General features: G+C 38.6%; 9 protein-coding genes. 2 read left to right on the top strand and 7 right to left on the bottom strand.

Features of this window, described 5'->3' with window-relative positions; all coding sequences use genetic code 11:
• The first annotated feature begins 114 nt into the window (after window positions 1-114).
• Window positions 115-1,767: a M28 family metallopeptidase gene (locus ABEG20_RS10510; RefSeq protein ID WP_406827325.1), complete on the top strand. Its 1,653-nt coding sequence runs from the start codon at window positions 115-117 to the stop codon at window positions 1,765-1,767.
• A gap of 80 nt (window positions 1,768-1,847) precedes the next feature.
• Here the strand turns inward: ABEG20_RS10510 and ABEG20_RS10505 are convergent, their stop codons facing one another.
• On the bottom strand, window positions 1,848-2,450 hold the full coding sequence (locus tag ABEG20_RS10505; RefSeq protein ID WP_406827324.1) for an outer membrane beta-barrel protein: 603 nt from the start codon (window positions 2,448-2,450) through the stop codon (window positions 1,848-1,850).
• 319 nt (window positions 2,451-2,769) lie between these two features.
• Entirely contained in the window at window positions 2,770-3,327 is a 558-nt protein-coding gene (locus ABEG20_RS10500) for an NADPH-dependent FMN reductase (RefSeq protein ID WP_406827323.1), read from the bottom strand.
• A 101-nt stretch (window positions 3,328-3,428) separates the two neighbouring features.
• Between ABEG20_RS10500 and ABEG20_RS10495 the strand changes: the two genes are divergently transcribed.
• Entirely contained in the window at window positions 3,429-4,631 is a 1,203-nt protein-coding gene (locus tag ABEG20_RS10495; protein WP_406827322.1) for an MFS transporter, read from the top strand.
• A 39-nt stretch (window positions 4,632-4,670) separates the two neighbouring features.
• Here ABEG20_RS10495 and ABEG20_RS10490 read toward each other — a convergent pair whose 3' ends face one another.
• The 5 genes from ABEG20_RS10490 to clpB all read right to left on the bottom strand — a co-directional run bounded on the left by ABEG20_RS10490 (window position 4,671) and on the right by clpB (window position 12,186).
• Window positions 4,671-5,357: an outer membrane beta-barrel protein gene (locus ABEG20_RS10490; RefSeq protein WP_406827321.1), complete on the bottom strand. Its 687-nt coding sequence runs from the start codon at window positions 5,355-5,357 to the stop codon at window positions 4,671-4,673.
• 162 nt (window positions 5,358-5,519) lie between these two features.
• On the bottom strand, window positions 5,520-6,149 hold the full coding sequence (locus ABEG20_RS10485; protein WP_406827320.1) for a hypothetical protein: 630 nt from the start codon (window positions 6,147-6,149) through the stop codon (window positions 5,520-5,522).
• A gap of 11 nt (window positions 6,150-6,160) precedes the next feature.
• Window positions 6,161-6,814, bottom strand: coding sequence for an outer membrane beta-barrel protein (locus ABEG20_RS10480; protein ID WP_406827319.1), 654 nt, complete (start codon window positions 6,812-6,814; stop codon window positions 6,161-6,163).
• A 145-nt stretch (window positions 6,815-6,959) separates the two neighbouring features.
• Entirely contained in the window at window positions 6,960-9,254 is a 2,295-nt protein-coding gene (locus tag ABEG20_RS10475) for a M60 family metallopeptidase (protein WP_406827318.1), read from the bottom strand.
• A 331-nt stretch (window positions 9,255-9,585) separates the two neighbouring features.
• Window positions 9,586-12,186 carry an ATP-dependent chaperone ClpB gene (gene clpB / locus ABEG20_RS10470; protein ID WP_406827317.1) on the bottom strand — a complete coding sequence of 867 codons (2,601 nt, stop codon included), beginning with the start codon at window positions 12,184-12,186 and terminating at the stop codon, window positions 9,586-9,588.
• Between the last annotated feature and the right edge of the window lie 446 nt (window positions 12,187-12,632).

Genomic DNA, 12,632 nt, shown 5'->3' with positions numbered 1-12,632 from the left:
GGCGTAACCTTTGAACGCTGCGGTTGAGATATGGCTATCCTTTTTACAGATAATATGAGAATCTGCTGTTTTCTTAGTATTTTAAACAATTAGACCATTCAGAAAAAAATTAAAATGAAAAAACTTCTTCTTCTTTCCAGTAGCGCATTACTTTTCTTTGGTTCCTGTAAGCAAAGTACAAAAAGCAATGCTGTTGGTGCTGATTCTTTAGCCATAAAAGCCATTAATGATTCTAGTTTAACCCAATATTTATCTGTTATTGCTGCTGATAGTTTAGAAGGAAGAAAACCCTTTACCAACGGCGAAACCAAAACGATTAATTATTTAAAAAACCACTTCGAGAAACTAGGTCTGCAGCCAGGCAATGGAAATAGTTTCTTCCAGGAAGTACCGATGGTAGAAATTAAGTCTGTACCGGATGATCAAATGATATTCAAAGGGAAAACGGCTTCGCTGACCTTAAATTATTTAACTGATTTTGTGGCGGGTACCCGCCGCGTACAGGATGAAGTAAGCATCAGCAATTCGTCGCTGATTTTTGCAGGTTATGGTATAGTTGCCCCAGAATACGGCTGGAACGATTATGCGAATCTTGATGTAAAGGGAAAAACGGTGGTGGTGTTGATTAATGATCCTGGTTTTGCCGATTCTACTTTGTTTAAGGGTAAAAATATGACTTACTATGGCAGATGGACCTATAAGTTTGAAGAAGCTGCCCGGCATGGAGCCACGGGGATTATTATTGTTCACGATACCGAGCCAGCGGCTTATCCGTGGACAGTTGTTCGAAGCGGTTGGTCGAAATCTAAACTTACCCTGCAAAGTGAAGACAACGGAATGAGCAGGGCTGTAGTAGAAGGCTGGATTACGCTAGATAAGGCGAAACAGCTGTTTGCCTTGGATGGAAAATCATTCGATCAATTGGCTTTAAGTGCCCGCAAAAAAGGTTTTAAGGCTGTTGATTTAAATATTACCACCTCATTAAAGGTTAAAAATACCATCAAAAAATCGGTCACCTATAATGTGCTGGCAAAAATACCGGGCGATAAACGTAAAGATGAAGCGATTATATACTCGGCACACTGGGACCACTTAGGCATAGGAGAAAAAGTGCAGGGCGATTCTATTTATAATGGAGCGGTTGATAATGCAACAGGGGTAGCCGCTTTATTCGAGATTGCTTCGGCATTTAAAAAATTGCCTGAAGTAACCGGGCGTACCATTCTGTTTATTTCTTACACAGCAGAAGAGCAAGGTCTTTTAGGATCAGAGTATTATGCCAAACATCCTGTTTTTCCATTGGATAAAACCGTTGCGAACATCAATATGGATATGATGGGGATAGCGGGCAAAACAAAAGACATTGTGGTATATGGCTTTGGCCAGTCAGAACTGGAAGATTATGCAGCGGAAGCCGCTAAAAAGCAGGGACGGGTAATTGTACCGGATCCTGTTCCATCATCTGGTTTGTACTACCGATCTGATCATTTTAATTTGGCTAAGGTTGGTGTACCCTCGTTGTTTACAGGTTCGGGGGTTGATAACATTAAAAACGGTAGGGAATGGGGATTAAAACAGGTGGCTGATTTTACTAAATTCCGTTACCATTCGCCACAGGATAATTTCGATGCTAAAACGTGGGATTTATCAGGTATTGTAGAAGATATCAGGATGCTTTTTGATATGGGATACCGCATCAGTAATGAAACTTCATATCCGAAATGGAAAGAAGGATCGGAATTTAAATCCATCCGGGAAAAGCAGTAAACAAAAAGCGTCCCGATTTAATATCGGGACGCTCTTCGAAAAAAAGTCATTTTATTAATTGTCTCCTTAGGGAGAATGAATTAAAAGTAGAACTGTACACCTAATCTTGGTGCAAAAGTATCAGCATTTAAACCAAAAGTGTTTGTTTTAACTTTAGCACCAGTTCCTTCAGCTTTAACAGTATAGTTGTCATAGCTTAAACCTTTAACTGAAAGTTCGATACCGATTTTCTTGGTTGGGAAGAAAGCAAAACCTGGTGCAACTTCTACACCGATTTTGGTTGTGGTACCCAATTTAACTGCGTTATCGCCGTTAACATCAGTTGCTTTTAATTCACCAAAAGCCATAGGCACTGATAATTGTCCGAAGAATTTAAACTGATCTGATAAACCAACATAGTAACGGCCAAAAGGAGCAACTTTAAATGCACCATTCTCTGTTCTGCTGCTTACTTTTTTATCGTATTCGTAACCTACACCTGTACCGATTGCAAAGTTGTTGCCAACAAAATAGCCAACACTAGGCACTACGCTGAAGCTGAAATCTGCCTTTGGAGCACCATCTACTTTTGTAGAATTTACACCTACGTTACCACCTAACATAAAATTTCCTTTTTCAGTTTGTGCTTGTGCACCATAAACTAAACCTGCTACTGCTACTAAAGATAATAATAATTTTTTCATCTTTTTTATGAATTATTTGTGATTAAAATATAGTCAATTTTACTATTTTAATTTCTGACTATATTTGCCTAAAAGTCAACACTTGTGCCAAAAAACGCTGTTAACGTCATTAAAAAATCAGTTTCTGGTTAACTGGTTAGCTTACAAACAGATGTGAATTTAGTGTTAATTCAATATTATTTTCGTGTGACAATAAATCAATCGATTGATTAATTTTTTAGGCATGACAAATTGACAATCTGACTTTTTTTGTAGAAATGTCAGATTGTTTTGTAGCAAAAATGGCAGCTTTCGGAAAATGCCTGGCCTAGATCTTTGGTTAAACCTTAGAAGCCGAGATGAGGTTGTCTATTTTCTTTTGGATAATGGAAATGGTTTTTTCGTCATTCAGATTTCCATTATCGTCAAATTTATTTTGGGCCTGTGCAATCAAAACTTCTGGCTGTAACACCGGATTCATATTTAAAAATGTAAATACAGGTGAAAATGCGTTCTGCATTCTAACTGTTCCCCACATGCCCTGCGTTGCGCCCATTAGTGCAACGGGTTTATGCATCAACGGCGAATCTTTTCCGCGGCTTGCCCAATCAATCGCATTTTTTAATCCACCGGGAATAGAATAATTATATTCTGGAGAAACAATGATAAAAGCATCTGCAGTAGCCAGGGCATTTCTGAATTTGACCACACTTGCTGGTCTTTCCTCCACCTGAGGCAGATCATGATCTTCGTTGTAAACCGGAACGTCTTCAAAACTAACGGTTTCAAATTCAATATCTTTTGGTATTAAACTGCCTGCAACTTTAAGTAACATGGCATTATAGGAGCCTTTCCTTAAACTTCCGCATAAGCCAACAATTTTTCTGTTTTTTTCCATAGTTATAAAACCAGTACCTGATTAAAATGTTTGGCCTTGCAAGGGCAATCGGGCCAGTTAGAAAAATATAATCCTTAATTTTGGAAGATAAGCTACCTGTTATGACCGAAAATACTTCTACCGCCTCTATTATTGAAAAAACCGTTTTCCCGATACTTTTTGCCTTGAGCTTTTCGCACTTATTAAATGATACCATACAATCCTTAATTCCGGCAATATATCCCATCATTAAAAACAGCTATCATTTAAGTTTTTCGCAGATTGGATTAATTACACTTACCTTCCAATTAGCGGCATCGCTGTTACAGCCCTTTGTAGGTTTGTATACCGATAAAAAACCTCAGCCATATTCATTGGCGATAGGCATGGGGTTTACCCTGCTTGGTTTGGTTTCGCTTTCTTTATCCAGCCATTTTTACACCATATTAATTTCCGTTTCTTTTATCGGGATAGGTTCATCGGTATTTCATCCGGAAGCCTCAAGGATGGCACACGCTGCATCTGGAGGGAAAAGGGGATTGGCACAATCTTTTTTTCAATTAGGGGGTAATGCCGGTAGTGCTTTAGGTCCGTTATTAGCCGCCTGGATTATTGTTCCTTACGGGCAGTTCAGCGTCATCTGGTTTTCGGTTATTGCGCTTTTGGCAATTGTTATTCTCACGTATGTTGGCAACTGGTATAAGGGGTTTATGCTTTCGAGAAGTAAAAAAATTAATATTCAAACCGTTGTGAGTCAGTTTTCGAGAGGAAAGGTGATCTTTTCGGTGTGTATCTTGCTTTTGTTGATTTTTTCGAAATATTTCTACATGGCGAGTTTAACAAACTATTTTACCTTTTACCTGATCGATAAATTTAAGGTTTCGGTACAAACCTCACAGCTCTATTTATTTGTTTTCTTGTTTTCGGTAGCTGCCGGAACCTTATTGGGCGGACCAATAGGAGACAAAATTGGGCGTAAATATGTCATTTGGGCATCGATATTGGGTACCGCTCCATTTGCTTTATTGCTTCCACACGCCAGTTTATTTTGGATAGGGGTACTTATTGTTCCAATCGGGATGATATTGGCATCAGCTTTTTCTGCGATACTGGTTTATGCACAGGAATTGATTCCTGGAAAGGTAGGTTTAGTTGCGGGTTTGTTTTTTGGCTTTGCCTTTGGTATGGGCGGTATCGGATCGGCATTGTTGGGTAAATTAGCAGATGCTACCAGTATCGGATATGTATTTAATGTTTGTGCATTTCTGCCTTTGATCGGTTTATTAACCGGTTTTTTACCGAATATTGAGACGAAGAAGAAATAGAAAAATAGTGCCATCCATCCTAAAGATGGCACTATCTGATTAAAAATGTAAGTTAACCCCAACACTTGGTGTAAAAGAACTAAAGCCAAATGTAAATGATTCATTACTTGAGGCTTGAGAATTTAAATTTACACCATCGTCTTTCATGTTTTGTTTACTGTAAGCAAGTAAAGGAAAAGAAAGCTCAACAGCCCATTTTTTAGTTGGGAAGAATGCAAAGCCAGGGTTGATCGAAGCCTGATAATAGGTGGTTTTATAATGGGTGGTTTCGGTAATATAATTTCCTGAAGACGTTAGGTTATACGTGCTTTTACCAAAAGCCATTCCGACATTTGCCTGGCCGAAGAATTTAAATTTATGAACAATATCTACGTAATACCTTAAATATGGAATAACATTAAAGGAATGACTTTTATCAACTGAATTAATGAATTGTGGACTGCCACTTCCCAGAAAATATGTTGATTGGGATTCCGACTTATTTCCGCCATATCCAATCTGTAGACCCAGCGCCAGATTTTTTCCAAAAAAATGGCCGAAGCGTGGTGCAATATTAAACGATTTTGAATTACCGGTAGAAAAAGTATTAGTAGAATTCAATGGCTTCTGTTTACTATTATTAAATCCAATAGAACCACCGATTAAATTGTCTCCTTTTTCTGTTTGGGCATTAGCACCCATAGCGATAGCGCATATTGCGACCAGCGTTAATAATTGTTTTTTCATGTTCATTTGTGTTTTTGTGTATCCAATGATAAATAAAAAAGCTGAAATAAAACTATAATGTTAGTTTTATTTGATGTTAATTGTTTGATTGTCACTTTAAAAAAAAGACACCGACCTTATGATTAGATCGGTGTTCGGTAATAAGAATGAATAGATTGTATTTTACTTTAAGTTTGCATTCAGGATAAAGTAATAAAGTTCAGTAGGAGAGAAATTGCAATCGCTGCCTATTTTACCTGTAATTGATTTGAGCTTTCCATTTTCTTCTGGAAAAATGCTTCTGTAATATTCGATCTGGGCACCGCCAATTGATTTGATCTTCCCGTTTTCTTCCGGGAAAATGCTTCTGTAGTATTCGATCGTAACATTACCAATTGATTTTATTTTTCCATCTTCCTCAGGGAAGATGCTTCTATAATATTCGATAGGCATATCTCCGATTGATTTGACTTTCCCATTTTCTTCAGGAAAGATACTTCTGAAGTATTCAATTTTTTGATCACCTACAGATTTAATTTTACCATTTTCTTCCGGAAAAATACTTTTGTAATATTCAAATTTCTTATCTCCAATGAATTTAATCTTTCCGTTTTCTTCCGGGAAGATGCTTTTGTAGTATTCGAAATTGGTATTGCCGATTGATTTGATCTTTCCATTTTCTTCGGGGAAAATACTTCTGTAATATTTTATTTCTGTGTTTGCTTCAGTTTGTGCTTTTACTTTAAACGGATAAGTTAAAACCAGGACTAAGCTTAAAACATTTAATTTTAGCAGGCTAAATATATTTTTCATTTTATTGAAGGTTAAAAGTGATAATTAAAAGTAAATGTTGGTGTGAAATTTTGCAGCGCTAGCTTTAAGTTATTGGTTTTATCATAGTTGTATAGCGATTCTTCAGCATAGTAATTTTGATGGAAAAAAGAGACAACAGGTACTGAAAACTCCAGCGCTGCGTGTTTGGATATGAAATAACTGAAGCCAGGACTGATGCTTGCGCCCCATCCCTTGATTCTCGCATCCGTGCGGATCAGGTAACCTTCATCATCAATGCGGTTAAAGGTGTTCACCTGTAAAAGTAGGTTGGCTTGCATGAAAAACTTAAAACGATCTTTAACGTCGATGTATTTGCGCACAAAAGGAGAAAAACCAAAGCTGAATTCCTTTACTCCACGCTGTTCTTCATAATAACCGTATTCTTCATTCCATGCCATATAACTTTCTCCCCTGAGCTTCGACAGATTTAAGGGGATTTCCAGACCAAGAGCAAAATTATTGGCTAAAAAATAGCCTCCCCTTGGCGTTAAGGTAAATGTGTTTAAGCTGGGTGATGAACTGTTTTGTTTGGAAGTTCCAAAACTGAGGCTTCCGCCAACAAAGCCGGTTCCTTTTTCGGTTTGGGCATAGCTGCGCCAACTAACGGCACATAGCAGTGCCATAATGATTAATTTAGGTTTCATTTTATTTGTGTTTTTGTGTGTAATCAATAATAATCATTATTGAAACAAAAAGCAAGAAAAATGAACTGCTGTATTAGTTGATTTTTTTTAAAGAAAAACCCATAGAAAAGGTCCAATGGATTTTTAATATTTCAGCATTGCCGGACTATTGAGGTAGGTAAGTAACCAACTCCTGAGGAATCCAGATATTATATTTTTTGGCCGCTGCTTTTGCTTTTTCGCTCACCGGTATTTTCCATATTTCGAAAAACGACGATAAATTGGCATTGGTAGTTTTGCAGATGGTTGTATACCAGAGATCGATCCGTTGTTGATTATTCAGCGGATGGTCGTAGTATTTTCTAGGATCCATATCGCGGTATATTTTGTTGGCTTTAATGATAGACTCCCATCCAAAATGTTCAATAAGCTGGATATACATGCACAAAGCGGTGAAGGGTTCCTTTCCCCATTTTTCAAAAGTAGGCTGGTTTTGAAGGTAATTGTTGATTTTTTTATTTACCTCATCTTTACTTTCCATTCCCTCGTGATTGTAGAGGCCTTTTTTTAGTACTTTATCATACGCATACATGGTATAAAGGTTAGTGGTTACTTCGCCAACTTCATCCATATCGAGTCCCCAGAATTGATGGCGATGGCCAAGTTCATGGAAATGGCCCCAGCTTCCTTTCTCTTTCAGCATTTTTTCATTAAGCATTAATTCGCAACTTTCGTCGTCTGGGGCCACAATTTTATCCCAAACTGTGAACATATAACCATAAGCAACCTGATTATCAATGATTATCCGTTCGGGATGTGTTCTGGTTTGACTAATAACGGCTAAATCGGCATCTGCATCCATTATTTGGTCCCATAATTTCAATAATGACTCAGGATTTTCTAAGTTTTTAATGCGATAGGTAGGTACGGTGAGAATAATTTTATCTGTAGCTAATTCTGTCCAAGGCGCAGGATTATTTTTGATGCTTGCCCAGTCGGTCAACTTATTTTTTTCCAGTTTGTAATAAGGAGCTTTTACCACACCATGTGCAATAATACTGATCGATTTAAGTGTGGAACTGTCTGGAATTCTAATGTATAACAGTCCGCCATAAGGTGAAAAAACGGTTGTGGTATCTTTTTCCAGTTCAAAAGATCTGGTGAGATCAAAACCTGATCTTACCAGCTTATCCATATGTTTTAAATCGTCATTATGGATACCGATCTGTGCCTTTAAATATTGGCTTTTATATTTTGGGTCGATCACAATGCTAATTTTTTCGCCGGCAGGCACATAAACGCCTGTACTGTGTAACCTAAAATAGTTAGGATAAGGGTCAGCTAAACCTTGCGAACCTACTTTAACGGCAATATCAATCAACTCGGTAGTTCTTTTTGCTGTTTTAGGTACTTCGCCAGGAAATGATTTGCTCTCCGGGAACACAAAATCTGTTGAGTTTTCTTTATTGTGAGATTTTTCGAAAAGATATTTTGAAAATTGATAGCCCGCTTTTTTGGCAGCTGTTGAAATATCAAGTGGATTTTTTCGCGTTGGTATCGGAAGTGAATCGCTGATTGAAAGTATCGATTTCATTTTCCTGATCAACCTACTGGTATCTGCATGGTTTGAAAAAGCCAGGTCGAGCGTAGGCTCTATACCATAAGCATACCCGGCGGGGCTAGCTTCTTTAGGAGAAGATTTTGACAGTTCACTCAAAATGTTCTTCAATAGCAGATAAAAAGGTTCTTTTGTTAGCGTCAAACTATCTTTGGCATGTTCAGCCATTAACAGGGTATAGGCATTAAATATACCTGCCTTGCTTAATAAGGTATTTATTTTTATCAGATCATTTACGTAAGATTTATTGGGATCTCTTTGCTTGAAAATATATGGATATGGGGAGCCATAAACCAAACTTCTACCATCAGCGATATATTTTTCAATGGCCTTAAGCGCTGTCGTATCCTTCACGTCATTTGTTAAAAAGTAAATGTCGGTATTGGGCTGTAATTTACTGCTATCTGCGACGTAAACTTTAGCTTTATTGGCTTTCAATGCATTGATCAGTGCTACATCAGCTTTTTTGGTCACTGCTACCTTCAGTTTTTTAGGATGATTTCTTGCAGTTTGGATAATGTTTTTTAATAATTTTTGAACATTTTGATCAGCCAATAATTTGCTTTCAAAATACTCCGATGAGCCTATGGCAAAAATCTGTCCCTTACCCAGGGTGCTCGTCATGATTATCGATGCTAAAACATCAACCTGCGGGGCAAGCACATGTGTGGCTATGATATTAGGCTTTTCATTCGTGCTAAAGAACGCAGAGACAAATTTGCCCGTATCAGGCATAGGTAAGGTATTGATGTCTTTTAAAAGTGCTGATTTTTGAAATTTTTGAGCGAAACTTTGGGTAGCAACGCATGCAAAAAACAGAAGCAGAGCAGTTTTTAGATTCATTTTCAGGTGCTTATATCTGCAATTTAAACATCTAAAATCATTGCTACAACCCACTTTAAGTTAAAAAACGCTAAATAAATCAGGTTTTTCAGTTCAATAGCTAATATTGGTAAAAAAAAGAGGCTGTCTCATCAATATAGAATTGTCAATCCTGAGCTTGTCGAATGACCTATTTAAATGTATTGCAAGACGTTTCGGCAGGCTCAACGTGACAAATCCGATTGAATTGTAATTAATGATACAGCCTCTCAATTGTTTTCTTTGAGTCCTTAAAGTTTAAAACAAAAAATCCCGCCCCAATTTCATTGAGACGGGATTTTACCGGAATGTATTAATCAACGTTTTGATTCAGGAACACAAATTTATGATCGAACATATCTAACTTGATTTTGCTGTCTTTGTCAATTTTTCCTGCCAATATCTCCTTAGACAACTCATTTAAGATTCTTTTTTGAATGACCCTTTTCAACGGCCTTGCACCAAACTGCGGATCGTAACCCAATTGTGCCAGCCAATCCAATGCATCATCACTGGCATCCATTTCTATGCCCATTTCGGCCAAAGTTTGCTGTACCTGTTTAAACTGTAAGCTTACGATATTTCTGATTTCGCTACGGTTTAAAGGCGTAAACATAATCAGCTCATCAATCCGGTTCAAAAACTCCGGACGAATGGTCTGTTTCAATACCTCAAACAATTCGTTTTTGGTTTTCGCAATGACCTCCTCGCGGTTTTCGTCGCTTAAATCTTTAAAGTTATCCTGAATTAAATGCGCACCAATGTTCGAGGTCATGATGATGATGGTGTTTTTAAAATTCACGGTTCTACCTTTATTATCCGTTAAACGGCCATCATCCAGCACTTGCAACAGGATGTTAAATACATCAGGATGTGCTTTTTCAATCTCGTCAAGCAACACTACAGAGTAAGGTTTGCGTCTAACAGCCTCGGTTAACTGTCCGCCTTCATCATACCCCACATACCCCGGAGGCGCTCCGATTAATCGCGACACCGCATGACGCTCCTGGTATTCACTCATATCAATACGGGTGAGTGCATTTTCATCGTTAAATAAAAATTCGGCCAGGGCTTTTGCAAGCTCTGTTTTACCTACACCGGTAGTACCTAAAAAGATAAAAGAACCAATAGGTTTGCGTTTATCCTGTAAACCTGCACGAGAACGGCGGATGGCATCAGAAATGGCTTCAATGGCTTCGTCCTGACCAGCCACGCGCTGGTGTAGCTCTTCCTCTAAGTGAAGCAGTTTTTCGCGCTCACTGGCAATCAGTTTCGTAACGGGAATACCGGTCCAGCGGCCAACCACACCTGCAATATCATCAGCGGTAACCTCTTCTTTCAGCATACGGCTATCGGTTTGCTGGCTTTCTAAATCGGCTTTAAGTTTTTCAACCTTATCCTGAGCTTCCTTAATTTTACCGTAACGGATTTCGGCCACCTTGCCATAATCTCCGGCACGTTCTGCTTGTTCGGCCTCTAACTTGAAGTGTTCAATCTGCTCCAGTTCATTATTCACCGCATCTACCAGGTCTTTTTCACCCTGCCATTTTGCTTTAAATTCATCACGCTCTGCAGAAAGGTTGGCAATTTCTTCCGAAAGTTCTTTAACCTTTCTATCATCTTTTTCACGCTTAATGGCTTCGCGTTCAATTTCCAGGCGCATAATCTCACGGTCTAAAGCATCAACATGTTCCGGCACACTGTCCATTTCCATGCGCAGTTTAGATGCGGCCTCGTCCATTAAATCGATGGCCTTATCCGGTAAGAAACGATCAGAAATATAGCGCTGGCTCATTTCTACAGCCGCAATAATGGCTTCATCTTTAATCCTCACTTTGTGGTGGGTTTCGTAACGCTCTTTTAAGCCACGCAGGATCGAAATGGCATCCTGGGTATCTGGTTCTTCAACCATTACCTTTTGGAAACGGCGTTCCAAAGCTTTATCTTTTTCTAAATATTTCTGGTACTCATCTAAAGTGGTTGCACCAATAGCGCGCAACTCTCCGCGTGCAAGCGCAGGCTTTAAGATGTTTGCCGCATCCATTGCACCTTCTCCGCCACCGGCACCAACCAGCGTGTGGATCTCGTCGATAAATAAGATAATATCGCCATCACTTTGGGTAACTTCTTTAACTACAGCTTTTAAACGCTCTTCAAATTCGCCTTTATATTTTGCGCCAGCAATCAATGCGCCCATATCAAGCGAATAAACCACTTTACTTTTCAGGTTTTCTGGTACGTCACCTTTTATGATCCTAAAGGCAATTCCCTCCGCAATGGCCGTCTTACCCACACCAGGTTCACCGATCAAAATTGGGTTGTTTTTGGTTCTGCGTGATAAAATCTGGATGACCCGGCGGATTTCCTCATCGCGACCGATTACGGGGTCCAGTTTGCCACTTTCGGCATACTCATTCAGGTTACGGGCATATTTGCTCAAAGCCTGATAAGTGGCTTCGGCATTTTGATCCGTTACCCGGTTATCGCCACGCAATTCTGTAATGGCTTTTTTAAGGTCTTTCTCGTTAACCCCCTGTTCTTTTAATAGCTTAGAAGTGCTGTCATTAACAGCTAAAATACCTAATAAAAGATGTTCTACAGACACAAACTCATCTTTAAACTCTTTTAAAAACGTTTGCGCCTTTTGTAAAACGTTATTGACATTAGATGAAAGATATACATTGCTTCCGCTCACTTTCGGGAACCTGGCAATCTCTGCATCCAGATTTTGATTTAATGAATTTAAGTTAACGTTTAACTTCTTTAACACATAAGAAACTACGTTTTCATCAACAGTAAGCAAACCTTTAAGCAGGTGTGCCGTTTCAATAGCCTGTTGCTGGTTGCCTTGGGCTATTTCAGAAGCCTGTTGAACTGCTTCCTGGGCTTTTATGGTAAAATTGTTGAAGTTCATATTGCTTTTAAATCAAAACAAATGCCATATCTGTTTTGGTTTTACAATCGGAAATTTTGTCGGTAAGTTTTTGTTGTAAGTGACTAAATTACTGATTTTTAGTATTTTATGCTGAAAATTTGTCGTGATTATTATGTTTCAACGGCACAGGTTTACAATACGTTGTGAAGTATTGCGAATGGTTAACTTATTTGGGCGTTTCCCAATCCCGATGAAAAATCGGGAAAGGGCCGGGCTTTGCAGGGCTTCGCTTCGCTCCGGTACCGATGAAGGATCGGCACTGAACCCTTACAATCCCTAACGCGGAATCATTGGTGTTATTCTGAATGCAGTATCTTTATTTACAATGTATAGACTTTGAAGCAATATTAATCGATGAATCAGTAATACATTGCTTTTAAGATTGTTCGTGCCTGCCATTGACAGGCACCCAAAAAAGGTTGTCA

Origin of the sequence: Pedobacter sp. KACC 23697 (assembly GCF_045348445.1) — a bacterium.
GTDB lineage: Bacteria > Bacteroidota > Bacteroidia > Sphingobacteriales > Sphingobacteriaceae > Pedobacter.
Note: the sequence above shows the minus strand (reverse complement) of the source record. Positions and strands in the feature narration are given on the sequence as shown.

Bases quoted from the DNA above. Each gene is read 5' to 3' on its own strand.
- ABEG20_RS10510 (WP_406827325.1), top strand. From the start codon at position 115: ATGAAAAAACTTCTTCTTCTTTCCAGTAGCGCATTACTTTTCTTTGGT.
- ABEG20_RS10505 (WP_406827324.1), bottom strand. From the start codon at position 2,450: ATGAAAAAATTATTATTATCTTTAGTAGCAGTAGCAGGTTTAGTTTAT.
- ABEG20_RS10500 (WP_406827323.1), bottom strand. From the start codon at position 3,327: ATGGAAAAAAACAGAAAAATTGTTGGCTTATGCGGAAGTTTAAGGAAA.
- ABEG20_RS10495 (WP_406827322.1), top strand. From the start codon at position 3,429: ATGACCGAAAATACTTCTACCGCCTCTATTATTGAAAAAACCGTTTTC.
- ABEG20_RS10490 (WP_406827321.1), bottom strand. From the start codon at position 5,357: ATGAAAAAACAATTATTAACGCTGGTCGCAATATGCGCTATCGCTATG.
- ABEG20_RS10485 (WP_406827320.1), bottom strand. From the start codon at position 6,149: ATGAAAAATATATTTAGCCTGCTAAAATTAAATGTTTTAAGCTTAGTC.
- ABEG20_RS10480 (WP_406827319.1), bottom strand. From the start codon at position 6,814: ATGAAACCTAAATTAATCATTATGGCACTGCTATGTGCCGTTAGTTGG.
- ABEG20_RS10475 (WP_406827318.1), bottom strand. From the start codon at position 9,254: ATGAATCTAAAAACTGCTCTGCTTCTGTTTTTTGCATGCGTTGCTACC.
- clpB (WP_406827317.1), bottom strand. From the start codon at position 12,186: ATGAACTTCAACAATTTTACCATAAAAGCCCAGGAAGCAGTTCAACAG.